The organism is Flavobacterium reichenbachii, assembly GCF_002217435.1.
Taxonomy (GTDB): domain Bacteria; phylum Bacteroidota; class Bacteroidia; order Flavobacteriales; family Flavobacteriaceae; genus Flavobacterium; species Flavobacterium reichenbachii.
This window is the reverse complement of the sequence record NZ_MUHF01000019.1, coordinates 353,619-380,325: the sequence shown is the minus strand read 5'-3', so window position 1 is coordinate 380,325 and position 26,707 is coordinate 353,619. Positions and strand designations below refer to the sequence as shown.

Below are 26,707 nucleotides of genomic sequence, written 5' to 3'. Positions count from 1 at the left end.
TTAGTGGAAAAAAAACAATATCATATGATTAGCATCTCAACAGACAAGAGCAAACTCGATGTTCCGTTTATACAGAACTTTTTAAAAGATATTTATTGGGCGGCAGGAAGAACGATCGAAGAAGTTCAGAAAACAATTGACGCTTCAGTCTGCTTTGGAATTTATCTTGACGAAAAACAAATTGGTTTTGCGCGTGTTATAACAGATTATGTGGTTTTTGCTTATTTGATGGATGTTTTTATTTCAGAGGAATTCCGCGGAAACGGTTATTCTTCGTTATTGATCGAAAAAATGATGAATGAACCTGAATTACAGCAGGTAAAAATATGGCGTCTCGCTACAACTGATGCTCATTTTTTGTATGAGAAATTTGGTTTTAAAGCACTCGCGCATCCAGAAAAAATGATGGAAAAAGTAATTATATGAAAACAGTTCTAAAATTAGAAGAATTCGGTTTATTTGCTCTGGGGATCTATTTATTCAGTCTCTTAGATTATCAGTGGTATTGGTTTTTAGTGTGGATTCTGGCTCCAGACTTTTCTATGATCGGCTATGCTTTTAATGCCAAAGTTGGAGCTCTTTCGTACAATCTATTTCATCATCGCGGCATTGCTGTTTTAGTTTATATTCTGGGATGTTTCTTAAAGAATGAAGCTTTGCAGCTGGCTGGTTTGATTTTATTTTCTCACGCCGCAATGGATCGTTTTTTTGGTTATGGTTTAAAATATGAAACAGGTTTTAAGTACACACATTTGGGTGAAGTGGGCAAAAAATAATATTCAAAATAAATGATATCTTTGTAAGAAAAGTTTTTATCTCAAAAGAATGAAGACCATAACCTTTTTAAATATCACTATTAATTGTGTAGGTTTTTTTAAATCATTCTTGTTTCTGCTTTTAATTTTCTTTCAATTCCAACTGATATATTCGCAAGGCTTTACAAAAAAAGATACCGCAGATTTTATTTATTATCCGGATAAAATAATGGTTAGAGCGAACTTAAGTACGCAAACCGATTCTTATTTTCTGAAATCAAAAGGGAGTACGAATTTTAAATTGAGTCCCAATAACGATTACAAATTATTCTTTACGGTCGATTATAAATTTATTGGTTTTAGTTACGGCTTTTTTCCAAAAATATTTAGCGGCAATAACGATAACGGCTTAAAAGGAAAATCATCTTTCTCAGATTATAACTTTCGTCTCTTTCTTGGGCATTGGCTTCAAAACTTTAATTACAGTAAAGTCCGCGGTTATTACGTAGAAAATACAGCCGATTTTTTGCCGGACTGGACAAAAGGAAAAGACCCGTATCTGCAATTTCCGAACCTTAAAAATGAGACATTCGGAATGTCAACTTCTTATGTTTTTAATCCTAAGTTTTCTTTAAAAAGCATTTCTTCCTTTACCGAATGGCAAAAAAAGAGCGCCGGAAGTTTTATTCCAACTCTATGGTACGATTACAGTCGTTTTTCATTTGATCAGAACAATATTAAATCTCAGGAAGATAATTTTAATTTTAGGTTGGGTTTGAGTTATTTTTATAATTTTATCATCGCCGAAAAGTTTTATATTGCCCCAAATTTTACACCCTCTTTAGGGATCCGTTTTTCTAAAGATATAACAAACGAAAACCAGATAAGAACGATAGAAAAGGAAACCTATTTTACCCGATTTTTAGAAGGCGGTATCAAGATGGGTTATAATTCGAACAGGATACTTTTTGGTGCGAGTTTTAATTTTAATGCAAATTGGTATAATTCTGACCGAAAAACACGTACCGAAAATGACAAACTTTACGGCTTATTATATTTTGGATATCGTTTTGGTGCGCCAAATTTTATCTCAAAACCAATAGAGAAAGTCGAAGAAAAAATTAAAATGTAACAATTTTTTATTTTATGAATTTAGAGATGTATTACGAATACTGCCTGTCCAAAAAAGGAGTTACAGAGCATTTTCCTTTTGACGAAGATACTTTGGTGTTTAAAGTGGGCGGGAAAATGTTTGCGCTTTCTTCTTTGTCCCAATGGGAAAAGAATGAGGCTTCTGTCAATTTAAAGTGTGATCCTGATCGTGCGCAGGAGCTTCGAGCAGAATACGAAGAGATAAAACCGGGCTTTCATATGAGTAAAGTGCACTGGAATACCATTGCTTTAAACGGAAATCTTCCGCTCAAAATGATAAAAGAATTAATTGATCATTCGTATGAATTGGTTTTTAAAAGTTTGACCAAGAAAATTCAGAATGAAATTATTGAATTAGAAAATTAGGCATTACATTTGCAACGTCAGTAAAAAAACTTAGGACTCAGTCCCGAGGTTTCGGGATTGTAATTTTAGCAACTTTATCAAAAATGAAAGAACAATTTAAAAAGTTTTTAAACGAAGAACAAGATCCAAAAGCAATTGAAAAAATTACTTCAAAACTCAACGATTTATTGATGAGAGGCGAAGAAGTTGGCTATATTGCTGTGCAGAAAAAACCGGCAATTACTGTTTTTCCTGATAGTATTGTCTTAACAAATAAGCGAATCATTATCTGTAAACCTAAAAATTTAGGTCTTTCTATGGATTTTACAGATTATACCTGGGATGATATTGCAAGTACTTTTGTAAAAGAAAACATTTTGGGTTCTGAATTTTCATTTGGCACCAAAACAGATTTAGCAGTTTCAATAGATTATATTCCAAAAATCCAGGCAAGAAAGATTTATACTTATGCTAAAGAACAATTGGATATCTTAAAAAATCCCGTTACGGCAGCAGCTCCAGCAGTTGAAACTGTACAAGCAGAAGAGCTAGTTGAAGACGAAATTGAAGAAGTGGAAGAAATTGAAGAGGTTGAAACGGAAGAAGTAACCAGTTTTGCCGAAATTTTACCAGCTGCTCCTGTTTATGAAACTTATGAGCAAATTCCGCCTCAGGCGCCAGCACCATCCGGAGATCGTAAATTAAGCGAATTATCTAAAGAAGAACTTTTTGATAAATTGCAGAATTACAAAAAACTCCTTGACAACGGATTGATCATGCAAGGCGAATACGATGCTTACAAAAAAGAAATATTGAGCTACATGTAGTGTAGTCTTAAAGTTTGAAAGTCATAAAGTCTGAAAGTCTTTCACTCATTAAAATAGAAAAGCCAGAAATAGAAAAACACTATTCTGGCTTTTTTTATACTCAAAGCTTTCGACTTTCGATTTTCAGACTAAAGCGTAGCTTTCTGCTTTTCTACAAATTTGTGCGATTGAAGTTCTAATAATTCAGTTGCATTTTTGCGCTGCAGATCGTAGAGACTTTTATCTTCTGAGATATCTGCATATACTTTATCATGCATAGAAGCACTTGTTTTCTTTAATAATTCGCGTTGATATTTATTTTGCTCCAAAGTTGCTTGCATTGCAGTTTCGGCTTCTTCTTGTTTAAAATCAAATTCGCCTTTAGGAGCTAGTAATTTTGCAATAATTGGAGAAGTTTCAATAGCAAGAAACAATAACATTATAAAAAATGAGGGTAACCAAGGCAGTTTGTTTAGTGCATTTATACGCGCCATTAAACCATCAAAACCTTCGATGATTGGCTGTGTCTGCGAAACTTTTTTATCTAAATCGGCTTGTAATTGTATGCCTATTTTTTCTTTCTCGGCAATTTTAACTTCGGTCGCTGTTTTTAAAGCCGCTAATTCTTTTAAAGAGGCATCGTGTTTTTCTCGTTTCTCTTTGTAAACCGGACCTTTTCCTAATTTTTTAGTTCCGGCAGTTCCTTCGGCTTCAGTAATATAAGTCGAATATAAGTCGTTTACTTCTTTTTCTTTTTTTAGAATATCTGCTTTTAATGCTGCAATCTCAGATTTGTTTTTATCAAGATCCGATTTGAAATAATTACCAACTTGCTTTTTATTGGCCAATTCCATTTCATTTTTTTCTTTTAATAAAACGGTATTGATTTCTTTTTCAAAAATTTTAATTTCTAATGGTTTCGAAATTACAATTGCAATAATAATGGCCAGCATAATACGAGGAGTCGCCTGTAGAAATTCATCCATAAAACGATCGCGCTTTTTAATTGTCGAAACAATAAAACGGTCAAGATTAAAGATTAGTAAACTCCAGACAAATCCAAAAATTAAAGCTGGATAAATAGAGTCAAAAACAGTAAAAAGCGCATAAGCACTGGCAAGAAAAGCCATAACTGCAGTAAAAAAAACAGTGGCGCCAATACCAGCATATTTGGTTTGCTCGCCTTCTGAACAGCCGTCGAGAAGATCGCGGTCTGCTCCTGAACACAGGATGAAAAATTGTTTTAACATGATTGATGATTTGATTGTGATTGATATGGCAAATTTAACGCCAAAATTTTGATTCTCATACAAATAGTTGATTTTGTTTTTACTAACACTCGGCTAAACCCTATGCTTCGTATGTTATTTTAACATTAATCATTTCTAAATATATCTTGCCAATCATAACACTATGTTAATTTTTTTTGAAGAGTTTAATAATGTGCAGGCTTTAGTTTCGTAAAAAATAAAACACACAATGAAAAAATTATTTCTATTAGCAGTATTTTTACTAGCTACAGTAGTTGGTTTTGCTCAAAAAGCGATAATATCAGGAAAGATATTAGACGCTGACGACAAACTGCCCCTGCCTGGCGCAATGATCCAGATTGTGGGAGAAAAAAAATATACTGTATCGGATTACAACGGACGTTTTGAACTTCTTAATATTAACGAAGGAACTTATAAAGTTGAAGTTAAATATATTGGATACGAGTCGTCTGTACAAGAAATTAAAGTTGAACAAGGAAAAAATAATGTAATTGATTTTGCACTGAAAACTTCTGGAACTGAGTTGAATGAAGTTGTGGTTGGAGACATCTTAAAAGGTCAGGCCAAAGCGTTAAATCAGCAGAAAAATAATAAAAACATTGGAAACGTAATTTCGTCTGACCAAATGGGACGTTTTCCAGATGCAAACGTGGGAGACGCTTTAAAACGTGTTCCGGGTATCACAATGCAGAACGATCAGGGCGAGGCCAGAAATATTATCATTAGAGGTTTGGCACCGTCATTAAACTCGGTTACGTTAAATGGAGACCGAATTCCATCTGCAGAAGGTGATAACAGAAACGTACAAATGGATTTAATTCCGTCTGATATGATTTCTACTATCGAAGTAAACAAAACCTTAACTTCTGATATGGATGCAGATGCGATTGGAGGTTCTGTAAACTTAATCACAAGAGCAACTCCAAACGGCGAAAGAATCTCTGCAACTCTTGCCGGAGGTTACTTACCAATTCGTGATCATGCTTCTTACACTGCAGGTTTAGTATACGGAAATCGATTTATTGATAATAAATTAGGTGTCGTTGTAAGCGGTTCTTATAATAATGTAGATTATGGTTCTGATAACATCGAGAACGAATGGGTAAAAGATGATTTCGGAAACGAATTTATACAAGCTGCCGAAGTTAGAAAATATGATGTACAACGTATTCGCCGCAGTGGATCTGTAGCTTTAGATTATAAATTTAACGAAAACAACACCATTTTTGCTAACGCAATTTACAACTGGAGAGACGATAGAGAAAACCGTTTTAGAACGACTTACGATGATATTGAACCGCTTTATAATGGCGAAGAAATCATTGGTTTTGAAGGCCGCGCAAAACGTCAGACAAAAGGAGGATTGGACAGCAGCAGAAATAAAAACAGAAGATTAGAAGATCAGCGTGTGCAGAATTATTCTATTCGAGGAGAGCATTTAATCAACTCTAAATTAGATTTAGACTGGTCTGCAAATTATGCTAAAGCCAGAGAATATCGTCCCGGTGAACGTTATATTGAATACCGTCAAAAAGGATTAGAGGTTTTTGAAAATCTTACAGATCAGAGATTTCCTTTGGTTACAACAGCAGGAGAATCTCTTGACCAATTCGAATTTGATTCGGTTACAGAAAACACAGATGAAACAAGCGAAAGCGAATTTGGTGCAAAAGTAAATATCCGTTTTCCATTCTCTGTAATTCCAGGAGAAAAAGGAAGATTGAGAACAGGTCTTAGACTTCGTTTGAAAGAAAAAGAGCGAAATAATAATTTCTATTCTTATGAATCAATTAATGGCGGAATGGATTTATTATCTGATATTCCAACAAGCTATTACGACGGAAAAGGTTTTAATCCTGGAAGTCAATATGTTCCCGGAGCCTTTGCATCGGCATCTTTTTTAGGGAGTTTAGACTTAAATAACGCTGCATTATTCGATAAAGAATCGGATCCGGCAGAATTCTTAGCAGTAAACTATAATGCTAAAGAAAGTATTTATGCAGCTTACGTAAGATGGGATCAGGATTTTAACGATAAACTTTCTATGGTTTTAGGTTTCCGTTTAGAGAATACACATATTGATTATACAGGAAACCGCGTTTTGGATGAAGAAGAATTAGAAAGTAAAATTAATAATACCAATTCTTATACTAATTTACTGCCAAGTATTTCTTTTCAATACAACGCCACAAAAGATTTAGTTTTAAGAGCTGCAGCTACAACAGCTTTGGCAAGACCAAATTATTATGCACTGGCACCTTATGTAAATAATATCGCTGCAGACAAAGAGATAACTGCTGGAAATCCAGGTCTAAATGTTACGTATTCTTATAACTATGATTTTATGGTTGAGAATTATTTCAAATCTGTTGGTTTAATTTCCGGAGGTGTTTTCTATAAAAAATTAAATGATTTCATTTACAACTACAGCGACAATCAATATACTGCCGAGAAATTTGCAAATGATTTTCCAAATCAGGTTAACCCGGTTCCAGCAGGAGAAAACTGGTCTTTTTTACAATCTAGAAACGGTGACAATGTTGATGTTTACGGATTTGAAGTCGCTTTTCAACGTCAGTTAGATTTTCTTCCAGGAAAATTCCTTAAAGGTTTTGGTATCTATTTAAACTATACTTACACAAAATCTAAAGCAAAAGGAATTGCCGATGAAGACGGAAACGAAAGAAACGACATCAGCCTTCCGGGAACAACTCCACACATGTTTAACGGATCTTTGTCTTGGGAGAACAAACGTTTCTCTGCAAGAGTTTCGACAAACTTTACATCTGATTATTTAGACGAATTGGGTTCTGAATCTTATAAAGACAGTTATTACGACAAACAATTTTTTCTTGATGCAAATGCTTCTTATAAAATCACGCCAAAACTTCGTGTTTTTGCAGAAGCCAATAATTTAACAAATCAGCCATTGCGTTACTATCAAGGTGTTGAAGCGCATACTAAACAAGCTGAATATTACCAGGCTCGTTACAATTTAGGATTGAAATTAGATTTGTAATAATCCATTTATAAATTTCTTAAATTAGACAGAACTTAGCGGTTCTGTCTAATTTCATTTTAAATAAAAATCATAATGAAAAATAAATCTATTCTATCTTTTTTACTTTTAGGGCTTTTATTTACAAGCTGTAAAGACGATAAATTAGCACCGGTTGCAGCAAATGCAGTAAAACCAACTACCGTTACAGAAGCTTTGCCTCATGACACAGACGATCCTTCGATCTGGATTCACCCAACTGATGCTTCAAAAAGTATTATTGTAGGAACCGATAAAGATACAGACGGAGCGTTGTATGCTTTTGATTTGAATGGAAAAATACTTAAAAAATCAATTGTTTTAAAAAGGCCAAACAATGTTGATATCGCGTACGGATTATTGATTGACGGAAAAAAAGTAGACATTGCAGTTACCACAGAACGAGAAACTAACAAAATCAGAATTTTTAGTCTGCCAGATTTAGAACCGATTGATAATGGCGGAATAGCAGTTTTTGAAGGCGAAGATTTACGCGACCCAATGGGAATTGCCTTATACACGCGTCCTGGCGACCAAAAGATTTTTGCAATCGTAGGCAGAAAATCAGGTCCTTCAGGAAGTTATTTATGGCAGTATGAACTTTCGGGTTCCGGAAAAGCGGCGACAGCAAAAGTGGTTCGTAAATTTGGTGCCTACAGCGGAAAGAAAGAAATAGAAGCAATTGCAGTTGATAATGAATTGGGAACTGTTTTATACTGTGACGAGCAGTTTGGAATCAGAAAATACAAAGCCGATCCTGCATTAAACGATAATAAAGAATTAGCTCTTTTTGGAAAAACGGGTTTCAAAGCAGATAACGAAGGAATCGCGATTTACAAAAAAACAGATTCTACAGGATATATTTTAGTATCTAACCAGCAGGCAAATACTTTTATGGTTTATCCGAGAGAAGGCGCTAAAGGAAATCCAAACGAGTATCCATTATTGGCAGAAATTCCTACTTCTACGGTGGAGTGCGACGGTGCTGATGTTACAAATGTAAACTTAGGTCCAAAATACAAAAACGGACTTTTTATAGCGATGAGCAACGGAATGACGTTTCATTATTATACTTGGGATTTGATGCAAAAGCGTATTGACGAAGGTAGGAAATAGTTATTTTTGTTTCAAGTTCCAACTGGAACTTGAAACCTGAAACTTGAAACCTGAAACAAAAAAAAGCTGTTCATCACTGAACAGCTTTTTCACTTTGAATTAGTAATTGCCCCTTATTCTGTAATCGGTGCGCCAGCCAAGATTTCGGCATTGGCAAATTCTTCAAATTTGGCAAAATTAGCTTTAAATTTCTGAGCCAATTCCACTGCCTTTTTATCGTATAAATCTTTGTCTTCCCAAGTATTTCTAGGATTCAGAATTTCGCTTGGAACATTAGGACAAGATTGTGGTTTTGCAATTCCAAACACTTTGTGGTTTACATACTCTACATTGTCCAACTCTCCTTTTAAGGCAGCAGTAATCATTGCACGAGTATATTTTAATTTCATACGGCTTCCTGTTCCGTATGCTCCGCCTGTCCAGCCTGTATTGATTAACCAAACTTTTACTCCGGCATCTTTCATTTTTTTAGTCAGCATTTCGGCATAACGCGTTGGGTGCAAAGGCATAAATGGTGCTCCAAAACAAGCCGAGAAATTAGGCTGTGGTTCTGTAACTCCTGCTTCTGTTCCGGCAACTTTTGCAGTATATCCTGAAATAAAATGGTACGCAGCCTGACCTGGAGTCAGTTTTGAGATTGGAGGCAGGATACCGAAAGAATCTGCCGTTAAGAAAAATATATTTTTTGGATTGTGCCCGATAGAATCCGGCTGAATATTGTCAATATGTGTTATTGGGTAGCTTACACGTGTATTTTGAGTAATCGAAACATCATCAAAATCTACTTCGTTTGTTCCTGCTTTAAAAACTACATTTTCTAAAAGAGCTCCTTTTTTAATGGCTCTAAAAATGTCTGGCTCGTTTTCTTCAGTCAAATTAATAACCTTAGCATAACAACCTCCTTCAAAGTTAAAAACAGTGTTTTCGCTGGTCCATCCGTGCTCATCGTCACCAATTAATTTACGATCGGGATCTGCAGACAAGGTAGTTTTTCCTGTTCCGGATAATCCGAAGAAAATTGCTGTATCTCCAGCTTCACCAACATTGGCACTGCAATGCATTGGAAGTGTATTTTCAAAAACTGGCAAAATGAAGTTTAAAGCAGAGAAAATCCCTTTTTTCATTTCTCCTGTATACCCAGTTCCGCCAATAAGTGCAATCTTTTTAGTAAAGTCTAAAATAGCAAAATTAGACTGACGTGTTCCGTCTACAGCAGGATCTGCCATAAAACTTGGTGCGCAGATCACAGTCCATTCTGGAGTAAAATTTGTCAATTCTGACTCTTCCGGGCGAAGGAACATATTGTAGCAAAATAAATTAGACCAAGCTGTTTCTGTTACAACACGAACATTTAATCTATAATTTGGGTCGGAACATACATAAGAATCACGAACAAAAACTTCTTTGTTTGATAAAAATGCTGTTACCTTATTGTATAATTTATCAAAAGCTTCAGATTCAAAAGGAATGTTTACATTTCCCCACCATACTTTATCTTCGGTAATACTATCTTTTACTATAAAACGATCTTGCGGAGAACGACCAGTAAATTCACCTGTATTAATTGCCAATGCTCCTGTAGAATTCTCAACGCCTTGACCCGACTGCAAAGTAATCGCATGCAATTCATCTGCAGATAATTGATACCGAACTTTTGCATTTTCAATTCCTAAATTTTTCAACGAAATCGATTGCGCGAAAACTGTGTTAGTGTCCATAATTTTTAAGTTGTGTGTGATGTTGTTTTTAAAGAGGTAAGCATTGATCTTCTCTTTTGTTTGTTATAACTCACAAAATGAATTTGTTAGATTCTTTTCTGTTTTTAGCAAAAAGGAATAAAAATTCACATAAGCAACGTTATATGTTATTTATGACACAAAATTAAAAATTAATTTTCAGATAGAATTTTTTATTCGGGATTTTATGATTTTCTCCTCAAAATTGTAAAGAATAATACCGCCCAAGCTATAATTAATAGAAAACCTCCTAAAGGTGTTGCGAATACGATAATTTTCGAATCAAAAACAGTAACATCTTTTGTCGCTAGTAAATAGATTGAACCACTAAAAAGCAAAACACCTGCAACAACCAAATTGTATATTGTTTTTAAAGTCTTTTCGGCAATGTCTTTTCTGGTAGAAAGAAAGAATAAAAAAAAGGCATGATACATCTGGTAGCGAACACCAACTTCAAAAGTATTTAGTTGATCAACAGAAAGATATTTTTTTAAAAGATGTGCTCCAAAAGCACCAAAAATAATAGCCAGCATGCCAATAAAAGCTCCCGTCAAAACGATTCTTCTTTTCATAATATATTAGATTCAATTTCACACAAAAATACTTCAATCTGCTTTAAAATCATTTTACTTTCTAATTTTTTTCGGAAAAAATATAATGCTGAATTCATTTTTTACGAAAAAAATAATTCAACTTAATCTTATTTTAATTGTTATATTTATAACACTTCAATATATTTGTGTTAAATATTTAAATTATGAGAAGTGTTTTAATAATTGGAGCAGGCAGATCTGCATCTTCGTTGATTCGGTATTTGTTATCAAAATCAGAAACCGAAAGACTGCATCTTGTTGTGGCAGATCTCTCTCTGGCTTTGGCCGAAAAAAAAACACAAAAACATCCTAACGCAACTCCGCTTGCTTTAGATATTTTTAATGCCGACGAAAGAAGAGCTGCTGTCGAAAAAGCATCAATTGTGATTTCGATGTTACCGGCACATCTGCATATCGAAATTGCAAAAGACTGTCTGCAGTTCAAAAAACATCTTGTCACGGCATCTTACATCAGCGATGCCATGCAGGCGCTTCATCTCGAAGCCAAAGAAAGCAATCTGATTTTTATGAATGAAGTTGGTCTTGACCCCGGAATAGACCATATGAGCGCCATGAAAGTTATTGACGAGATTCAGGAAAAAGGCGGTAATATGCTGCTTTTTGAATCTTTTTGCGGTGGTTTAGTAGCTCCCGAATGTGATAATAACTTGTGGAATTACAAATTTACATGGGCACCAAGAAATGTAGTTTTGGCAGGACAAGGCGGTGCGGCTAAATTTGTTCAGGAAGGAACTTACAAATATATTCCTTATTGCAATTTATTTAGAAGAACTGAATTTCTTGAAGTTGAAGGTTACGGAAAATTTGAAGCTTATTCGAATCGTGATTCTCTAAAATACCGCTCGATTTATGGTCTGGATGACATTCTGACCTTATACAGGGGAACAATCAGAAGGGTTGGTTTTTCTAAAGCCTGGAATATGTTTGTACAGCTCGGAATGACAGACGACAGTTATATTATGGAAGATTCTGAAAATATGAGTTACCGCCAGTTTGTAAATTCTTTTCTGCCTTATCATCCAACAGATTCTGTAGAGATAAAAACAAGGTTGATTTTAAAAATTGACCAAGACGATATTATGTGGGATAAACTTCTGGAATTGGATTTATTTAACCCAAATAAGAAAGTAAATTTAAAAAATGCTACACCAGCTCAAATTTTAGAAAAAATACTTTCTGACAGCTGGACTTTAGAACCAGACGACAAAGATATGATTGTAATGTACCATAAATTCGGATACGAACTTAATGGTAAAAAAGAACAAATAGATTCGAAAATGGTTTGTATTGGAGACGATCAGACTTATACTGCTATGGCAAAAACGGTTGGTCTTCCTGTTGCGATGGCTGCATTATTGATTTTAAACGGCAAGATTACCACTCCCGGCGTACAACTTCCTATAAACAAAGAAGTTTATCTGCCCATTTTAAAAGAATTAGAAGAGTATGGCGTCATTTTTAATGAACAAACCATGCCTTACTTTGGATACAATCCAGATTTATTTTAATCTGATTAGTTTTTTTTTGAGATTTTTTTAGTTTTTAATTTTATCCGCTTCTATCTCCAGAAGCGGATTTTTTTTATTTACCACCTTGTAATGTAATTGGTAACTTATAAATTACCCTGACCAACTTACCATTATCAGATGCAGGAATCCATTTTGGGCATTTTTTTAAAACACGAATATATTCTGCTCCCGAAATTACTCCAACCTCATTCTTTATTATTTCAATATTAGACAATCCTCCATCTTTTTCAATGATAAACTGAGCCACTATTTTTCCATAAGGTTCTTTATCAGATCTATTAAAATTATTCCCTACAAATTTGTAAAATTTATCTATACCTCCCGGAAATTCTGGGTTAACTTCAACTTCCGCCAATGTCTTAAAGGTTATAGTATCTTCTCTATCAGTACTTAATTGTTTTTGTGAATACACATTACTCTTTAAAACAAGAGAAAAAAAGAGAAAAGTAAACACTTTTAATTTTAGGGTTGAATTTAAACAGATCGACATAAATGTATTTTTAAATTATTTTATCTTATTATTTCTCAGCACGAAACGTAATAGGCAGACTGTACATTACCCGAACTGGTTTTCCTTTATGAGTTGCTGCTGTCCATTTTGGAGAAAGTTTCAAAACGCGAATGGCTTCATCACCTATTCCATAACCAGCATCTTTTAGCGTAATAATATCAGATAAACTTCCATCTTTTTCAATGATAAACTGCATGTAAGTTTTGCCATCTATTTTATTTTTTCCGATTGCTGTCGGCATTTTAAAATTTTCACCTATAAATTTATAAAACTCTGCAGTACCTCCGGGAAATTCAGGCAACTTTTCGACACCATCCAGTTCATAAAGATCTTTTTCTTTAACATCTGATTTATTAATTACTTTCTGCGCCATTGTTTTTGTGCTAAAAACAAACAATAATAAGACAGACACTACTCCTACACTAAATACTTTTAATGCAGCTCTAATCGGAGATTCTTTTTTAGTCATCATAAGTAAACGTTTTTTAGTTATTAGATAATTGATATTACTCGCCAAAGCGATCGTATTTTTATTAGAAGCAAAATCCAATAATAGATTTTGATAACTTTCAACAGCGCCAAACTGCTTATTTACTGCCTCATCGGCGAGAAATTCATGATTTAGTCTGATTGCTTTTTTATAAAGTAAAACCAGCGGATTGAACCAAAATACAATTTGCAGAACCTCAACAAAAAGAATATCTAAAGTATGTTTTTGCTTTAAATGTGCTTTTTCGTGCGCTATTAGTTCTGATGGAATTTTACCTTTTTCGAATTCATTTTTATTGATAAAAATAGATTTCCAAAACGAGTGCGGTAAAATCGGCTCTTCAATCAGAATTATCTTTTCTCCTTTGATAAACTGTACTTCACTATTTCTAATTCTCTTATAAAATGTATTTAAACTCAAAAGAAACCGAACCGTTAGCAGCAAAACCACAGAAGCATACACTACTCCAATTAAAATCATTACAAAATCATTAAATGAAATCAACAACAGATTTTTATTGCTTTTCTGAATCACCAATTCGTTCAGCTGAATCAATCCTATTTTATTTGAAAAAGTAGATTCAAACGAAAAAATCTGAAGCGGAATTACAAAACTAAAGATTAAACACCCCAACAAATACGCGCGGTTAAAGCGAAACATTTTTTCATTCTCCAGCCAGAATTTATATACTAAATAAAAAACCGAAAGCAGTATTCCTGATTTTAAAAGATAGATTATCATTTTTTCTTTTTTTGAATTTCTGAATCAATTATTTTTCTAAGTTCTTCTAATTCCGAAGTTGATAAATTGGTTTCGGTGGTAAAAAAAGAAGCAAATTGTGATGCCGAATTATTAAAGAAACTGCTGATGAGTCCGTTTACGTGTTTAGAGAAATAGACTGTTTTTTTTACCAGCGGATAATATTCCCGGGAATTGCCGAATTCAGTATAGGCTACGAATTTCTTATCAATCATTCGCTTCAAAAGCGTTGCAACAGTTGTCGTTGCCGGCTTAGGTTCTGGATATGCTTCGAGCAAATCTTTCATAAAAGCTTTTTCAAGCTTCCAAAGATGCTCCATTAATTGTTCTTCTGAGTTTGACAGTTGCATTTTTTTAAGGTTCTAAGTTGCTAAGATTCTAAGGGTCTCAGGTTTTCTCTCCTGTTTATTTTTTCCTGAATAATAAAATCTATTCTTTATTCTTTAATGTTTTCAAGTTTTTCTAATTCAGGCAATTCTTTTTTATAAGCCTCCACATTCCATTCGATATTCATTTTTGCCGCATATTCGGACATAGGACCAAGTCCAACCTCAGCACGCCTCTTATCTACATTATCCGGATCTATCAAAGGCGATACATACCATTTATTCGTTATTCTATTCTTTGCTGTTTGACTTCCGTAAATTTGATGCCTTCCTTCCCTTAAAGCTATTCTGTCTTCCAAATAGGCTAAGTTAACCCTATTTGCATTTCCCTTTTTTACCGCCTCTCTCATCATAGGTAAATACTTTTGCTGATATTTTAAAGGAGAATGCTGAATAACCAAAAATATGGTTTTATTTGCCTCCGCACCCACAACATCCTTTCCAATCCAGCCTTTTTCGTCAAGTATTTTCATCACCTTAATGAGATTTATACTGTCTTGTTTATTCATTAATTGACCAATGCTGTCAATTTTCCTTTTATCTGATTTAGGATCTTTATAAACATCCATAAATTTTCCACGAATGCTCTGATCATCTGTATAAATATCTAAAAGTTCCTTTTGCAGCGGTTTATCAAAATCCGCACTAAGATTATCTGCTTTTTCTTGCAGTTTATCAATTGTCTTTTTCCATTCTTTTTCTGTATGCAAAGACATCAAATCACTCTCAACTTGTATGTGTGCGATATTTTCATATCCGTTATCAATTGCCAGATTGAGCCACTTAAATGCTTTTTCATTTTCCTTAGCCATAGATGCGGAACATGCTGCATTGTAAAAATCTTTTGATGATTTTTGCTCAATTTTAAAGGCTTTTTCGTAATAACTAACAGACATTTTATAGTTCCCTGCCCTATAACAGGAATCTGCTTTTGCAACACAGTCTTTATAACTTTGGGCTTGTAAGAAGCTAATATTAATTACGATAAAAAAGAAAGCAATTATTTTTCTCATAAATTTAAAGCTAATGTTTTATTTCTTGTTCCGAGACTAATTCTCCTTTATTGTAATTTTTAATTTCGACTAATTTTCCTTTTGCTGAATAGAATTTCCATTCTCCAAAATAAAACCAATGGGTCTCAACCGAATTTGTTTCTAATTTTGTTTTTCCTTTTGATTCTAGTTTTCCATTTTCGTAATAACTTTTTACAATACAGATTCCGTTTTTATATTTCTCTGTTTTGTAGATTTTACCATTAATATAAGATTTCCACTTTTTTACCGGAACATCATGTTTATAATATTCGTAAGATTTATAATTGGTACTGTCTTGTGTATAATTATCAATCCAGACACCTTCTTTTTTATGATCAATTTTCTGATTGATCGGTTTGCTTTTACATCCCAAAAGCAATAACCCGCAAAACAATATTAAAAAAAGGTCTTTCATTTCTTACTCTACATTTATAGATGTTGTTCTACAAATGTAGAGTTTAATTTTTAATAAACAAATAAAAAGGAAAAAAAAGGTGCAAAGTTGCAGAGAATCAAAGGTTCATAGTTTTTTTTTTAAAGCAAAGGTTTCGAAATAGTCTTTAGCTAAACTAAAAAAAACTATTTTGAAACCTTTGTCCCTCTGCAACTTTGCACCTTTGCCCCTTTTTAAAAAAATTTATTTAGCATCCTGAATACTTATAGGCAAAGTATATTGAGCTGCCACTATTTCGCCGTGTATTTCTCCCGGAATCCACTTCTGAGACATTCGCAAAATACGCAATGCTTCTTCTCCTGTTCCGTAACCTAAGTCTCGCAAGACTCTAAAACCGGTTAGAGAACCATCTTCTTCTACCACAAAAGTGACATATATCTTTCCTTTTAGCAAGACACCGTCAGGGGTTTTAGGAACTTTAAAAAAATGACCAGCAAATTTATAAAACTCCTCCATTCCTCCCGGATATGTTGGTTTCACTGTTAGATTTCCCGCAGGATATACTCCGTTTACAGCATCAAACCCTTTTCTTATTTTATAAACGTCTATTTCGACAACATTTGGTCCTCCATCTTTAATCTTTTTAGCAATCTTTTCATTAATCTTTTCATCAATCTTTTTATCAATCCCTTTATTTGAATGCAATACACTTTTTCTAACTTCGTCAATATCCTTATAGAAAATATTTTGGAGCGTTTTTATTTCTTTTATAGTGAGAGCATCAAATCTTTTTTCGCCTGTGATATCGCCTTTTTCATCTTTAATGTTAAAAGTAGTTTTGGCATAATAAGTCTCTAATATTTTTGTTTCCTGGCTAAAGCTTTTGGAACTAAACAGAAGCAGTAAAACCAAAATTGGAACTATAGTAATCTTAAATCCTGAATTAATTTTAAAAAGCATAATGATGGTTTTTGGGTTGTTTTGTGATAAAAATACTAAATTAAACTAAAGAGATTACTTCGATAGTAAACAAAAAAAATCCGCTCATTTCTGAACGGATTCTATATCTTAAAAATTAAACTTTGCGGCCTTTTGCCTTTGAGAGCAAAAAACTTATTTACTTAATTCTACAAAATATTTGTAAAACAACGGAATAGTTTCGATTCCTTTTAAGTAATTAAAGATTCCGAAATGTTCGTTTGGTGAATGAATTGCATCACTGTCCAAACCAAATCCCATTAAAATTGTTTTGCTTTTTAATTCTTTCTCAAACAAAGCCACAATTGGAATACTTCCTCCAGAACGAACCGGAATTGCAGGAACTCCAAACGTTTCTGTATACGCTTTGTTTGCTGCCTGATAACCAATACTGTCTATTGGCGTCACGTAACCCTGGCCACCGTGATGAGGCGTTACTTTTACCGTAACTCCAGCTGGCGCAATGCTTGTGAAATGTTTTGTAAACAAATCGGTAATTTCATGCCAATCCTGATTTGGAACCAAACGCATTGAGATTTTAGCAAAAGCTTTGCTTGCAATTACTGTTTTTGCTCCCTCGCCTTGGTAACCACCCCAGATTCCGTTTACGTCTAATGTCGGACGGATGGAGTTACGTTCGTTTGTTACATATCCTTTTTCGCCGTAAACATCGTTTAAGTCTAAAGCTTTTTTATATTTTTCTAAACTAAAAGGCGCTTTTGCCATTTCGGCTCTTTCTTCGGCAGATAATTCCTGAACTTTATCGTAGAATCCCGGAATCGTAATATGATTGTCTTCATCATGCAAAGAAGCAATCATTTTTGCCAAAATATTAATTGGGTTCGCCACTGCTCCGCCGTATAAACCAGAATGCAGATCGCGGTTTGGCCCCGTAACTTCTACCTCTACATAACTCAAACCTCTCAAACCTGTCGTAATTGACGGCTGCTGATTAGAAATCATTCCAGTATCTGAAATCAGGATTACATCATTTTTTAGCTTTTCCTGATTGCGTTCTACAAACCACGCTAAACTTGCCGAACCAACTTCTTCTTCTCCTTCGATCATGAATTTTACGTTACAAGGCAAAACATTGTTCTGTACCATATATTCAAGCGCTTTTACGTGCATGTACATCTGACCTTTGTCATCGCAGGCACCGCGGGCGAAGATTGCACCATCTGGGTGAATATCTGTAGTTTTAATAACAGGTTCAAACGGTGGTGAAGTCCATAATTCTAAAGGATCTGGCGGCTGCACATCATAGTGTCCGTAAACTAAAACCGTCGGAAGATTTGGATCGATTATTTTCTCTCCATAAATAATTGGATAACCCGGAGTGTCGCAAACTTCTACTAAATCGCACCCTGCTTTTGATAAACTTTCTTTTACAGCCTCGGCAGTATCGATAACATCTTGTGAGTATGCAGTGTCGGCACTTACCGACGGAATCTTTAATAATTCGATCAATTCGTTGATAAACCGATCTTTATGTTGTTGAACGTAGGATTTAATATTTTCCATTTAAATTATTTTTATACAAACCCAAATGTACAAAAAAGAGAATTAATATTTTTTTTGATATTTTTCTTTGAATATTCGAAAGTATGCTTATCTTTGCACCCACAATTACGCGGATATGGTGAAATTGGTAGACATGCCAGACTTAGGATCTGGTGCCGCAAGGCGTGTAGGTTCGAGTCCTATTATCCGCACTGAAAAAAGCTTCTGAGAAATCAGAAGCTTTTTTGTTTTTGAGTATTTTTTATTTGATCTACTACTTATTCTTTTATAAAAATCTTAAACAGACAAAAGCTCTTTTATCCGTTTTAAGAAATTTTTTATATTTGATTCTTTAGCTAAAGTAAAAATCAATTATCTTATATCTTATTAAAAATGAGCTTCCATATTTACATCAAGAACAAACAAAAAATTAAGTACGATCAACTATTAAATAATAAACACTTACCAGCCGAAACTAAAATTTCATTTGGAATAAATCCTCAAGAACCTTTAGATGGATACTCAAAGTTTTATCTGCCAAAACTATCTTCAAGAGGAGTTGCCGTTACAACAAATCCTGATAAATATGATGTTGAAGTTAATGTTGGAGCAACAAAAGATGATTGGAGATTGGCCGTTAAAATTTCTTTAGCATTGGGAGAAATTAATGACTCAACAATAGAACCGGAATTTGATGATGAAATTTCTCTTGATAAATTTGAAAAAAATTACAATGAAAAATGGATTGAAGAAGTAAAGCATTTATCAATGGAAAGTTTTATCCACATGATACAAGAAACTGGTGGAGCATTAACTTTTATGGGATGCATAAGACATTATTATGCCGGTGACTACATAATTAATAAACTTTCTCAGAATATTCATTCTCCAGAAATGTTAAATGACAGATTGATAGAAGAAATCAGAAAAATTCAATACTTAGAAGACCAAGAAAATGACATAGAGTTTCCTTCTGTACGCATAATGGATTTTCCAGATGAAAAAGAAGAAAAATCAATAACTATATTTCCTGCGAACTTTAAAGTTTTATTACCTAAAGCTGATTATATATTTTTGATTAAAAAAAATGAAGCAATTGTAAAAGTAGCTTTTGACGATTTCATTAAATATATTGCTCCAAAAGCAAAAAGAGTAGATGAATTCCAATATATAATTTATCCCGTGCAAGAAAATGAACATTATCAAATGTTACTACATTTTAAATCGATTGAAACAATTTAGATTTTACTAATCTTTAAAACAAAAAATACTGTACGCTCGTTAGTTGGAATGACGATTCTGATTGCTCAGATGGATTAAAATCTATCCCTACAATATAATTTGTTCCTACGTAACGCTAAATGTAAAATTCCGAAGGAATGATTTATTTTGTAGCAAGGGATTTCAATCCCTTGAAGCGCAAGGTAATCACAATATCGCAATTTATAGAAGTGATAAGCTTGCATCAAACCCGACAGGTTTTAAAAACCTGTCGGGTTTAGAATACTTCGGTCGAAATGACAAACTTTACAGAAAACCAAATCTTCTATTTAATCAACATCCAAATAAGGATCTAAGACTTCAGCTAATTTATTGAGCCAATAAAAATTATCTTCAATATTTTTTATTTCAGATTCTGCAGTTTCGCAGCCCCGCATTAAACATAAAGAAAGAACATAATTTACTTGTCGAATTGTCTTTGCCATATCTTTGGGATCCATAACATCAATAAAAAAATCTTTAAGTCTTGTTTCAACCTCTTTTGAAAAGCTTTCTGTAGTCATTGTCTTATTTTTTATATTCTTCAAATATAATAATTTGTAGGCAAATTTGCTTACATGAACAAAATAAATCTTGTGACTTTTGAAATATGAATATTTCAGAAGAAACTTTTCTTGTAAATCTCGGAATTCACATTAGACAGTTACGTGAAAAGAAAGGCTTATCCCAACAAGGTTTAGCCGATGATTGTAATATTACTAAATCTCAAATAGCAAGAATAGAAGTAGCTAAATTAAATACTGGTGTAAAAACTCTTGTAAAAATTGCAAATGCTTTAGATATTGAACCTAAAGAATTGCTTGATTTTCCTTTGAAATAGAAAACTTAAATCCAATTTCAACAACCTTCAATGATTAAAACCAAAAAATTTCAACTTACCAAAAAAGAATATTTCATGTTCCTTACTAGACTTGAATTAAAAAGACGAGGATGGTTATTTGCTTTTATGTGGATGTTTTCTTCTGTAGTTCTTTTTACCGGAAAGAATGATTCTCTTAGCGTTTTTATTATAGTTCTTGGATTTATATATCCTATTCTTACTATTTATAAATATTGGAATTTTGCAAATTCAAATGAAAACAAGATTATTTACAACGAAAGACAACACGAAATTTTCCCTGATAGAATAATTACTAATATGGGTGAAATATCAGAAAGCACAATTGCTGTACAGAATTTCATAAAAGTTTTGGAGTTAAAAGATCTTTATCTTTTATACCTTTCTAAAGGTCAGACACTTTTTCTTCCAAAACGAATTTTTGAAACTACAGAAGATGAAAATTGGTTTAGAAACAATGTTTTTTTGAAAATAAAGAACAGATAATCTTAAATTTCAACGAAAGACTTTCTTTGAAACCTCAAGTTAAAACTAAAGCCTATTCAAATTATGTTCTTTTATTTAAATGAACTTATATTTCTTATATGGTTTAAAATCTCACCTTTTCATTTTCGTTTTTCATAAATAACTGAGTGTTTAAAAATTTCAAAACAAAAAACCAGAATTACCTATTTTTTATATTAACCTGTATCATTATTTTTACTTTTTAATAAATCTCAATCAGGTTAATCGGCTTTGTTTTAAACTTATACTCATGTTCAAAAAATCAACTTTTGCCATTGTTTTTCTTGTTGTCTTAAATTCATGTGCTATTAAACCAAAAAGCTTAGAAATAGACGATTGGTATGCTTTTTCGAAAACAAATACAGCGCAGCAGGAACCGTCAAACGTGTATGAATTTGCAGACGGAATCATTCGCATGCACGGAGAAGATCAAAGTTGTTTGATGACGAATAAAAGCTATAAAAATTTTGAACTTACTCTAGAATACAGATGGAATCTTGAAGAGAAATACAAAACAAAAGGCGCCAAAAACAGCGGTGTAATGTATAATATTCCGTTAGACGCTTCTGACAAAATCTGGCCAAAAGGAATTCAATTTCAAATAAAAGAAAAGACTACAGGAGATTTTATCTTTTTGGATCAAGTAACGGCAAAAGTAAACGGAAAATTGGTTGAAGCCGGTGCCAGTGTGGTTTCTCCTAAATTTTTAGAAAATGAAAATCCGTATGGCGAATGGAATTCGATTGTCATTAAATCCTTAAACGGAAAAATCACGCAGTATTTAAACGGGAAATTAGTAAACGAATGCACGGAAGCTTCTTCGACAGAAGGCAAAATCTCTTTAAATTATGAGCGTTCACCGATTGATTTTAAAAATATTAGAATAAAAAATATCTCGAAATAGTATTTAAACAAAAAAATTCTTCCTAATTCTACGCAACCGTTTTGATAATCAATCATCTTCTTAAAAAAGATTGTTATGAAAAAATTGATTTGCTTTTTGATTCTAACTTTAGGAATTCTTGGCTGTTCTTCTGATGAAGATAAAATTGTAGATGCATTTGAAAAAATGGATACCAATACCACTCAAAGCTTAACTGACATTTCCTTTATAAATAAAAATCAAGGAATAATTTGCGGCAGTATAGGATTTTTGGCAAAAACTAATGATGGAGGAAAAACGTGGAATAAATTAGATGTAGGAACTACTCAAACATTTATGAGTGCTTTTATGCTAAACGAACAAAATTTCTACACCGCAAGACTTGACCTGTTTGCTACTTCAAATTCTGGTACTGCGTTTAAAAAAAATGAAAATCTCTCAAGCGGCTCAAGTATTTTTGCCATTAAGTTTTATAATCCTGCTCAGGGATTACTATTAAGAGGAAATTCAATTTTAAAATCAACCGATTCTGGAAATAATTGGACAGAAAAGTACAATAATGAAAGTTTCAGTTCTTTAAAAAATTTACAAATAACTTCGGATTTGGTTTCATACGCTTCAGGCGGAGCTACCTATGACAATACAGATGCAGGTGAAATTGTCAAAACTACAGATGGTGGTCAATCCTGGACTAAAATATTGAATTCAAATTCAAACATTTTATCAATTTCCTTTATATCAGATAATATTGGTTATTACATTAATGCTAAAAACGAATTATACAAAACCATTAACGGCTCTAATAGTTGGACAAAAATATCAAACTTGACTGGTTCTCCATTATCTGTTTGTTTTATTAATGAAAATACGGGATACCTTTCAACCTATGACGGGCAGATTTTAGAAACTACAAATGCTGGCTTAGATTGGAAAATAGTTTACAATAAAACTACTCAACCAATCGTAAAAATTATTGCCAAAGATAATGTGGTATTTGCAATAGGAGACAACGGTTTGTTTCTTAAGAAAAAATTAAAAACCTCCAGTTAAAACTGGAGGCAATTCATTAGTTTGTTATTTCTCCTTCCTAAAAATGACAATACTTTGCGACTATAATATGAAAAAACCTTTGTCAAAGTTTAAAACTTTGACAAAGGCTGTATTTAAATGAACTTATATCACTTATATGGTTTAAAAATCCTAGCTGTTTAATAACTCAATTATCTTATCCACATTGATTTCGCTGTAATCATTGATGTAAAAATCACATGGCGGCAACTGTTCTTTTGTATGCGTACTCAAAACACCAACGACTTTCATTCCTGCATTTAGTCCCGCTGTAACGCCCGAAAAAGAGTCTTCGAAAACCACGCAATCAGACGGAGAAACGCCAACATGTTCTGCCGATTTTAGATAAACTTCGGGATTTGGTTTATGAAACGTAACGTCTTCGCTGGACATCATCGAATCCATTTTGTCTGAGATTTTTAAGGCGTTTGCAATCAAATCTAAATTTGCACGCGGCGCTGATGTGGCAACAGCCGTTTTGAATCCGCGAGATTTTAATTCGCTTAAAAAATCCAAATAATGCGGAATCGTATCGACTTTGTCTTTATAAATTTCGCGAAACATTCCTTCTTTTTCGTCTTCGAGTTTTAGAAGTTCTTCTCCCTCAATTGGACGCTTAAAAAAATGCGTCATAATATAGCTGTTATGTTTTCCGTACATATGTTCTTCAAACTCTTCATTGGTATAAGGGACATTATATTTATCGAAAAACGCCTCAAAAGCCTTCACATGATGCGGATTAGTGTGAGAAATCACGCCATCCATATCAAAAATTACACATTGCTGTTTCATTATTTATTTTTGTTTTTTTAACGGTCGCAAGATAAGTTTTTCCGCAGAGTTGCTCGGAGATTTTTCGCAGAGATTCGCTAAGGTTTTTTTTTACTCTCGCAGATTTGGCAGATTATGCGGATTATTATTATCATATTTTAAAAAATTAAATCTGCTTAATCTGTCAAATCTGCGAGAGAATAAATTTTCGCCTTTTTCGGGATTAAATACAATCCATTTTTGGAATTTTGGTTCTAGCCAATCCAAATTTTACTTTTTACCAAAGTCATCGTTTGTCTTAAATGCTGATTACACGCAATTAGAATAATTAAAACCACAAGACCATAACCAACAATCGTATAAATCTCCATATCGGCCAATAAAGTGGCTTGTTTGGCCACTGTTCCGAATACTTTTTTTAGAGCCAAGGTATTCGCATTATCTGCCGAATATCCTTTTGCTATAAAACTCTGTGCTGTAGAGGCAATAGTTTGCTGTGCTTCGGGATTTTCGCCGGTTACAAACTGACTTAGTTTTAAGAAGTGTTTTTTATTTAAAAATACTGTCGCATTCTGCATCACACAAAACCCAATTGTACTTCCCCAAAAACGCCCGGAAACACCAACAATTCCAGAAGAAACTGCCATTTTTGCCGGAACCGAAGATGTTGTAAATAATATTAAAGGCACAAATAAAAATCCAACTCCAATGCCTTGTAAAATATATGGAATAATAATATCTGATAAAGCCACATCGGGCACAAAAAGAAAGGTAAACCAAAAATGAAATAACGCAATCAACGAAAAGCCAATGATAAAAATGATTTTCGTCGAAACGGATTTCATCAGAAAAAATGCAGCTAAAATTAATCCAATTACATTTCCTAATCCGTTTATGTATTGCACGCCCGCAAGACGCGAGGGATCCCAATTCCAAATGGAAAACATAGCCGAATGACAAAGACTCAGCGTGGCTCTGCTGATGTAAAAAAGAAAAAACAATAAAAACCCAATGCGCAGATTGGCATATTTAAAAACTTCAAAATTAAAAGTCGGCCTTTTTACCAAGAGTTCTTTAAAAACAAATAAACCTCCCGTAATCAGCGCAATCATGAGCATTACAACCATATGAGAAGATTCAAACCAATACTTTTTTTCGGCATAAACAAAAAAGTAAGCGCCGCAAAGAATCGCCGTTAAAACCAAAATATAACTGATCCAGTCGATTTGATACAGCGGAATTTTCTTTGTAATTCTATGTCCGCGAAAAGTCACCAAAATCAAAAAAACATTCAAAACCTGCAATCCGCCCGAAACATACAGCATGTATTTCCAATCGTAATGATCCAGAAACCAAACCGCAATATTCATAATAAAAGGTGTTGACAATAACAACGAACCGTAATAGAAGGAAAAACCAATTATAATGGCATTTTTAGAATGAAACTGCTCAATCAATAATTGTCTGATTGTGATTACCGGAAGCGCCATTAAAATTCCCTCGGCAACTCGCAGTAATAAAAAGAGATAAAAATTGGTAATATAAGCCGATGAAATAATTGTAATTCCGATTAGGGAATATACTGCCATCAGATAATTTTTGGCAGGGAAAAAACTCGAAAATCGGCTTTCTATCAAAATCGTTGCGAGTAAAGTTCCGTAGGTTACGCACATTGCAAACTGCAGATCTTCTGGCTCGATATCCAGAAAACTTGCTGCATACGTTACGTTTGACGTATAAACTCCCAATAAAATCATGGAATGTAAAAGGCAGACAAACAAAATAATAATGATTGCCCATTTTGGAACCCAGGATTTAAAAATACTTTTATCTTCCATTTTATTGGTGTTCGGCAATAACGGTAATATTCATTCCGGCTCTTAAAAAATCAGCCTGTTTGTCGGTATCTTTTAATTGAATTCTAACCGGAATCCTTTGCTCGATTTTGACGAAGTTTCCTGTTGCATTATCCGGAGGTAATAACGAAAACCTTGCGCCGCTTGCCGGAGACAATGACATTACAATTCCTTTAAATTCTTTTCCGTCAATTGCATCAGCATGAATTTTAACTTCCTGACCAACTGTTAAATACTGCAATTGCGTTTCTTTAAAGTTGGCCGTAATCCATTTTTCTTTACTTACTATCGAAAGTAACGACTGCCCTTCTTTTACCATTTGTCCCGGCTGCAGGATTCTTTTTCCAATCCAGCCATCATAAGGCGCAGTTATTATGGTGTACGAAAGAAATAAAGCCGCATTATCTGCCACAGCTTGTTTAGCCGCAATATTGGTCTGCATCGCGGGAACATTTGCCTGAGCCTGAGAAGTACTCAAGTTTGAAGACTGAATTCTGTCTCGCATTTCCTGAAAATGAGCTTGCGCTGATTCGTAATCGGCTTTTACTTTTTCAAGTTGCTGCGAAGTCGCTGCTTCTTCTTTTACCAAAGCTTTGTATCTGTCGTATTCTAATTTTGTTTTCCAAAGATTAGTTTTTGCACCAGCCAATTGTGATTCTCCAATTGCGGTTGAGCTTGCTGTTGTAGCCACATTTTTCTGAGCCACAACACTGCTTTGTTTCGCACTTTGAACATCTGCAAGCGCCACATTTAGTTTCGACTGATATTCTCTATTATCAATTACAACCAAAGTGTCACCTTTATGAACAAACTGATTTTCATCAAAACGAACATCCTGAACATAACCCGTAATTCTGGACATAATTGGCGTAACATATTGTTCTACCTGCGCGTCATTGGTTTCTTCGTGATTTCTGTTGAATACATAAAACCAAATTCCCAAAGTGATCCCGCTTACTATAAGCACACACGCAATAATTGTTATTATGATATGAAACGATCTGTTTGCTCTAGTTTCATTTTTTATCTTAACCATAAACTTTATATCTTTTGTCTATTTTCTATTCTCTATATTCTATTTTCTTTCTTC

At 33.7% G+C, this 26,707-nt stretch carries 27 protein-coding genes and 1 tRNA gene; 14 read left to right on the top strand and 14 right to left on the bottom strand.

What is annotated here, in order from left to right; genetic code table 11:
- Positions 1 to 24 precede the first annotated feature (24 nt).
- The 5 genes from B0A68_RS16790 (at position 25) to B0A68_RS16770 (ending at position 3,079) form a co-directional block, all read left to right on the top strand.
- Positions 25 to 426, top strand: a complete 402-nt coding sequence (locus B0A68_RS16790) for a GNAT family N-acetyltransferase (protein ID WP_035686352.1) — start codon at positions 25 to 27, stop codon at positions 424 to 426.
- Positions 423 to 776, top strand: a complete 354-nt coding sequence (locus B0A68_RS16785; RefSeq protein ID WP_035686353.1) for a DUF4260 domain-containing protein — start codon at positions 423 to 425, stop codon at positions 774 to 776. Before B0A68_RS16790 ends, B0A68_RS16785 begins: the two co-directional genes overlap by 4 nt.
- 49 nt (positions 777 to 825) lie before the next feature.
- Positions 826 to 1,887: a DUF4421 family protein gene (locus B0A68_RS16780; protein WP_035686354.1), complete on the top strand. Its 1,062-nt coding sequence runs from the start codon at positions 826 to 828 to the stop codon at positions 1,885 to 1,887.
- A gap of 14 nt (positions 1,888 to 1,901) precedes the next feature.
- Positions 1,902 to 2,273: an MmcQ/YjbR family DNA-binding protein gene (locus B0A68_RS16775; protein WP_035686356.1), complete on the top strand. Its 372-nt coding sequence runs from the start codon at positions 1,902 to 1,904 to the stop codon at positions 2,271 to 2,273.
- 83 nt (positions 2,274 to 2,356) lie between these two features.
- Entirely contained in the window at positions 2,357 to 3,079 is a 723-nt protein-coding gene (locus B0A68_RS16770; RefSeq protein ID WP_035686359.1) for a PH domain-containing protein, read from the top strand.
- A gap of 128 nt (positions 3,080 to 3,207) precedes the next feature.
- On the opposite strand, the gene B0A68_RS16765 is transcribed toward B0A68_RS16770, so the two are convergent.
- On the bottom strand, positions 3,208 to 4,308 hold the full coding sequence (locus tag B0A68_RS16765) for a DUF4407 domain-containing protein (protein ID WP_035686361.1): 1,101 nt from the start codon (positions 4,306 to 4,308) through the stop codon (positions 3,208 to 3,210).
- Positions 4,309 to 4,537: 229 nt separating this feature from the next.
- On the opposite strand from B0A68_RS16765, the gene B0A68_RS16760 reads away from it, so the two are divergent.
- Positions 4,538 to 7,348, top strand: a complete 2,811-nt coding sequence (locus B0A68_RS16760) for a TonB-dependent receptor (RefSeq protein ID WP_035686363.1) — start codon at positions 4,538 to 4,540, stop codon at positions 7,346 to 7,348.
- 75 nt (positions 7,349 to 7,423) lie between these two features.
- Positions 7,424 to 8,482 carry a phytase gene (locus B0A68_RS16755; RefSeq protein WP_035686365.1) on the top strand — a complete coding sequence of 353 codons (1,059 nt, stop codon included), beginning with the start codon at positions 7,424 to 7,426 and terminating at the stop codon, positions 8,480 to 8,482.
- A 113-nt stretch (positions 8,483 to 8,595) separates the two neighbouring features.
- Here the strand turns inward: B0A68_RS16755 and pckA are convergent, their stop codons facing one another.
- Together pckA and B0A68_RS16745 are read right to left on the bottom strand one after the other, a co-directional pair.
- Positions 8,596 to 10,200 (bottom strand): phosphoenolpyruvate carboxykinase (ATP), encoded by a 1,605-nt coding sequence (gene pckA / locus B0A68_RS16750; protein ID WP_035686367.1) that lies wholly within the window; start codon positions 10,198 to 10,200, stop codon positions 8,596 to 8,598.
- 203 nt (positions 10,201 to 10,403) lie between these two features.
- A complete protein-coding gene (locus tag B0A68_RS16745; RefSeq protein ID WP_035686370.1) occupies positions 10,404 to 10,790 on the bottom strand; it encodes a DUF423 domain-containing protein in 387 nt (128 codons plus the stop codon).
- Positions 10,791 to 10,975: 185 nt separating this feature from the next.
- On the opposite strand from B0A68_RS16745, the gene B0A68_RS16740 reads away from it, so the two are divergent.
- Complete coding sequence (locus B0A68_RS16740) at positions 10,976 to 12,340, top strand: saccharopine dehydrogenase family protein (RefSeq protein ID WP_035686372.1); 1,365 nt, start codon at positions 10,976 to 10,978, stop codon at positions 12,338 to 12,340.
- A 73-nt stretch (positions 12,341 to 12,413) separates the two neighbouring features.
- Here the strand turns inward: B0A68_RS16740 and B0A68_RS16735 are convergent, their stop codons facing one another.
- From B0A68_RS16735 to B0A68_RS16705, 7 genes are all read right to left on the bottom strand, one after another.
- Positions 12,414 to 12,851 (bottom strand): energy transducer TonB, encoded by a 438-nt coding sequence (locus B0A68_RS16735; protein WP_051892695.1) that lies wholly within the window; start codon positions 12,849 to 12,851, stop codon positions 12,414 to 12,416.
- Between the two features lie 28 nt (positions 12,852 to 12,879).
- Positions 12,880 to 14,103 (bottom strand): M56 family metallopeptidase, encoded by a 1,224-nt coding sequence (locus B0A68_RS16730; RefSeq protein WP_035686374.1) that lies wholly within the window; start codon positions 14,101 to 14,103, stop codon positions 12,880 to 12,882.
- Entirely contained in the window at positions 14,100 to 14,471 is a 372-nt protein-coding gene (locus B0A68_RS16725; protein WP_035686378.1) for a BlaI/MecI/CopY family transcriptional regulator, read from the bottom strand. Before B0A68_RS16725 ends, B0A68_RS16730 begins: the two co-directional genes overlap by 4 nt.
- A gap of 86 nt (positions 14,472 to 14,557) precedes the next feature.
- Complete coding sequence (locus B0A68_RS16720; protein ID WP_035686380.1) at positions 14,558 to 15,520, bottom strand: DUF6624 domain-containing protein; 963 nt, start codon at positions 15,518 to 15,520, stop codon at positions 14,558 to 14,560.
- 10 nt (positions 15,521 to 15,530) lie between these two features.
- Positions 15,531 to 15,956, bottom strand: a complete 426-nt coding sequence (locus tag B0A68_RS16715) for a hypothetical protein (RefSeq protein WP_035686383.1) — start codon at positions 15,954 to 15,956, stop codon at positions 15,531 to 15,533.
- A 222-nt stretch (positions 15,957 to 16,178) separates the two neighbouring features.
- A complete protein-coding gene (locus B0A68_RS16710; protein WP_051892698.1) occupies positions 16,179 to 16,895 on the bottom strand; it encodes an energy transducer TonB in 717 nt (238 codons plus the stop codon).
- 153 nt (positions 16,896 to 17,048) lie between these two features.
- The gene (locus tag B0A68_RS16705) at positions 17,049 to 18,437 is read right to left on the bottom strand and encodes a dipeptidase (protein WP_035686385.1); all 1,389 of its coding nucleotides are present in this window, start codon (positions 18,435 to 18,437) and stop codon (positions 17,049 to 17,051) included.
- Between the two features lie 109 nt (positions 18,438 to 18,546).
- Between B0A68_RS16705 and B0A68_RS16700 the strand changes: the two genes are divergently transcribed.
- Positions 18,547 to 18,628: transfer RNA gene (locus B0A68_RS16700), tRNA-Leu, on the top strand.
- 181 nt (positions 18,629 to 18,809) lie between these two features.
- A complete protein-coding gene (locus B0A68_RS16695) occupies positions 18,810 to 19,658 on the top strand; it encodes a hypothetical protein (protein WP_035686386.1) in 849 nt (282 codons plus the stop codon).
- A gap of 308 nt (positions 19,659 to 19,966) precedes the next feature.
- Here the strand turns inward: B0A68_RS16695 and B0A68_RS16690 are convergent, their stop codons facing one another.
- On the bottom strand, positions 19,967 to 20,200 hold the full coding sequence (locus tag B0A68_RS16690) for a hypothetical protein (protein ID WP_035686388.1): 234 nt from the start codon (positions 20,198 to 20,200) through the stop codon (positions 19,967 to 19,969).
- 86 nt (positions 20,201 to 20,286) lie between these two features.
- On the opposite strand from B0A68_RS16690, the gene B0A68_RS16685 reads away from it, so the two are divergent.
- The 4 genes from B0A68_RS16685 (at position 20,287) to B0A68_RS16670 (ending at position 22,972) form a co-directional block, all read left to right on the top strand.
- Positions 20,287 to 20,517, top strand: a complete 231-nt coding sequence (locus B0A68_RS16685) for a helix-turn-helix domain-containing protein (RefSeq protein WP_035686389.1) — start codon at positions 20,287 to 20,289, stop codon at positions 20,515 to 20,517.
- 75 nt (positions 20,518 to 20,592) lie between these two features.
- A complete protein-coding gene (locus B0A68_RS16680; RefSeq protein ID WP_165571347.1) occupies positions 20,593 to 21,021 on the top strand; it encodes a YcxB family protein in 429 nt (142 codons plus the stop codon).
- 268 nt (positions 21,022 to 21,289) lie between these two features.
- The gene (locus B0A68_RS16675) at positions 21,290 to 21,943 is read left to right on the top strand and encodes a 3-keto-disaccharide hydrolase (RefSeq protein WP_035686400.1); all 654 of its coding nucleotides are present in this window, start codon (positions 21,290 to 21,292) and stop codon (positions 21,941 to 21,943) included.
- 75 nt (positions 21,944 to 22,018) lie between these two features.
- Positions 22,019 to 22,972: a WD40/YVTN/BNR-like repeat-containing protein gene (locus tag B0A68_RS16670; protein ID WP_035686403.1), complete on the top strand. Its 954-nt coding sequence runs from the start codon at positions 22,019 to 22,021 to the stop codon at positions 22,970 to 22,972.
- Positions 22,973 to 23,122: 150 nt separating this feature from the next.
- Here B0A68_RS16670 and B0A68_RS16665 read toward each other — a convergent pair whose 3' ends face one another.
- The 3 genes from B0A68_RS16665 to B0A68_RS16655 all read right to left on the bottom strand — a co-directional run bounded on the left by B0A68_RS16665 (position 23,123) and on the right by B0A68_RS16655 (position 26,653).
- Positions 23,123 to 23,782 carry an HAD family hydrolase gene (locus B0A68_RS16665; RefSeq protein WP_035686406.1) on the bottom strand — a complete coding sequence of 220 codons (660 nt, stop codon included), beginning with the start codon at positions 23,780 to 23,782 and terminating at the stop codon, positions 23,123 to 23,125.
- Positions 23,783 to 24,015: 233 nt separating this feature from the next.
- Positions 24,016 to 25,599, bottom strand: coding sequence for an MFS transporter (locus B0A68_RS16660; protein ID WP_035686409.1), 1,584 nt, complete (start codon positions 25,597 to 25,599; stop codon positions 24,016 to 24,018).
- 1 nt (position 25,600) lies between these two features.
- Entirely contained in the window at positions 25,601 to 26,653 is a 1,053-nt protein-coding gene (locus tag B0A68_RS16655; RefSeq protein WP_035686412.1) for an HlyD family secretion protein, read from the bottom strand.
- Between the last annotated feature and the right edge of the window lie 54 nt (positions 26,654 to 26,707).

Coding starts and splice junctions, on each gene's coding strand:
- B0A68_RS16790 (WP_035686352.1), top strand. CDS start 25: ATGATTAGCATCTCAACAGACAAGAGCAAACTCGATGTTCCGTTTATA.
- B0A68_RS16785 (WP_035686353.1), top strand. CDS start 423: ATGAAAACAGTTCTAAAATTAGAAGAATTCGGTTTATTTGCTCTGGGG.
- B0A68_RS16780 (WP_035686354.1), top strand. CDS start 826: ATGAAGACCATAACCTTTTTAAATATCACTATTAATTGTGTAGGTTTT.
- B0A68_RS16775 (WP_035686356.1), top strand. CDS start 1,902: ATGAATTTAGAGATGTATTACGAATACTGCCTGTCCAAAAAAGGAGTT.
- B0A68_RS16770 (WP_035686359.1), top strand. CDS start 2,357: ATGAAAGAACAATTTAAAAAGTTTTTAAACGAAGAACAAGATCCAAAA.
- B0A68_RS16765 (WP_035686361.1), bottom strand. CDS start 4,308: ATGTTAAAACAATTTTTCATCCTGTGTTCAGGAGCAGACCGCGATCTT.
- B0A68_RS16760 (WP_035686363.1), top strand. CDS start 4,538: ATGAAAAAATTATTTCTATTAGCAGTATTTTTACTAGCTACAGTAGTT.
- B0A68_RS16755 (WP_035686365.1), top strand. CDS start 7,424: ATGAAAAATAAATCTATTCTATCTTTTTTACTTTTAGGGCTTTTATTT.
- pckA (WP_035686367.1), bottom strand. CDS start 10,200: ATGGACACTAACACAGTTTTCGCGCAATCGATTTCGTTGAAAAATTTA.
- B0A68_RS16745 (WP_035686370.1), bottom strand. CDS start 10,790: ATGAAAAGAAGAATCGTTTTGACGGGAGCTTTTATTGGCATGCTGGCT.
- B0A68_RS16740 (WP_035686372.1), top strand. CDS start 10,976: ATGAGAAGTGTTTTAATAATTGGAGCAGGCAGATCTGCATCTTCGTTG.
- B0A68_RS16735 (WP_051892695.1), bottom strand. CDS start 12,851: ATGTCGATCTGTTTAAATTCAACCCTAAAATTAAAAGTGTTTACTTTT.
- B0A68_RS16730 (WP_035686374.1), bottom strand. CDS start 14,103: ATGATAATCTATCTTTTAAAATCAGGAATACTGCTTTCGGTTTTTTAT.
- B0A68_RS16725 (WP_035686378.1), bottom strand. CDS start 14,471: ATGCAACTGTCAAACTCAGAAGAACAATTAATGGAGCATCTTTGGAAG.
- B0A68_RS16720 (WP_035686380.1), bottom strand. CDS start 15,520: ATGAGAAAAATAATTGCTTTCTTTTTTATCGTAATTAATATTAGCTTC.
- B0A68_RS16715 (WP_035686383.1), bottom strand. CDS start 15,956: ATGAAAGACCTTTTTTTAATATTGTTTTGCGGGTTATTGCTTTTGGGA.
- B0A68_RS16710 (WP_051892698.1), bottom strand. CDS start 16,895: ATGCTTTTTAAAATTAATTCAGGATTTAAGATTACTATAGTTCCAATT.
- B0A68_RS16705 (WP_035686385.1), bottom strand. CDS start 18,437: ATGGAAAATATTAAATCCTACGTTCAACAACATAAAGATCGGTTTATC.
- B0A68_RS16695 (WP_035686386.1), top strand. CDS start 18,810: ATGAGCTTCCATATTTACATCAAGAACAAACAAAAAATTAAGTACGAT.
- B0A68_RS16690 (WP_035686388.1), bottom strand. CDS start 20,200: ATGACTACAGAAAGCTTTTCAAAAGAGGTTGAAACAAGACTTAAAGAT.
- B0A68_RS16685 (WP_035686389.1), top strand. CDS start 20,287: ATGAATATTTCAGAAGAAACTTTTCTTGTAAATCTCGGAATTCACATT.
- B0A68_RS16680 (WP_165571347.1), top strand. CDS start 20,593: ATGTTCCTTACTAGACTTGAATTAAAAAGACGAGGATGGTTATTTGCT.
- B0A68_RS16675 (WP_035686400.1), top strand. CDS start 21,290: ATGTTCAAAAAATCAACTTTTGCCATTGTTTTTCTTGTTGTCTTAAAT.
- B0A68_RS16670 (WP_035686403.1), top strand. CDS start 22,019: ATGAAAAAATTGATTTGCTTTTTGATTCTAACTTTAGGAATTCTTGGC.
- B0A68_RS16665 (WP_035686406.1), bottom strand. CDS start 23,782: ATGAAACAGCAATGTGTAATTTTTGATATGGATGGCGTGATTTCTCAC.
- B0A68_RS16660 (WP_035686409.1), bottom strand. CDS start 25,599: ATGGAAGATAAAAGTATTTTTAAATCCTGGGTTCCAAAATGGGCAATC.
- B0A68_RS16655 (WP_035686412.1), bottom strand. CDS start 26,653: ATGGTTAAGATAAAAAATGAAACTAGAGCAAACAGATCGTTTCATATC.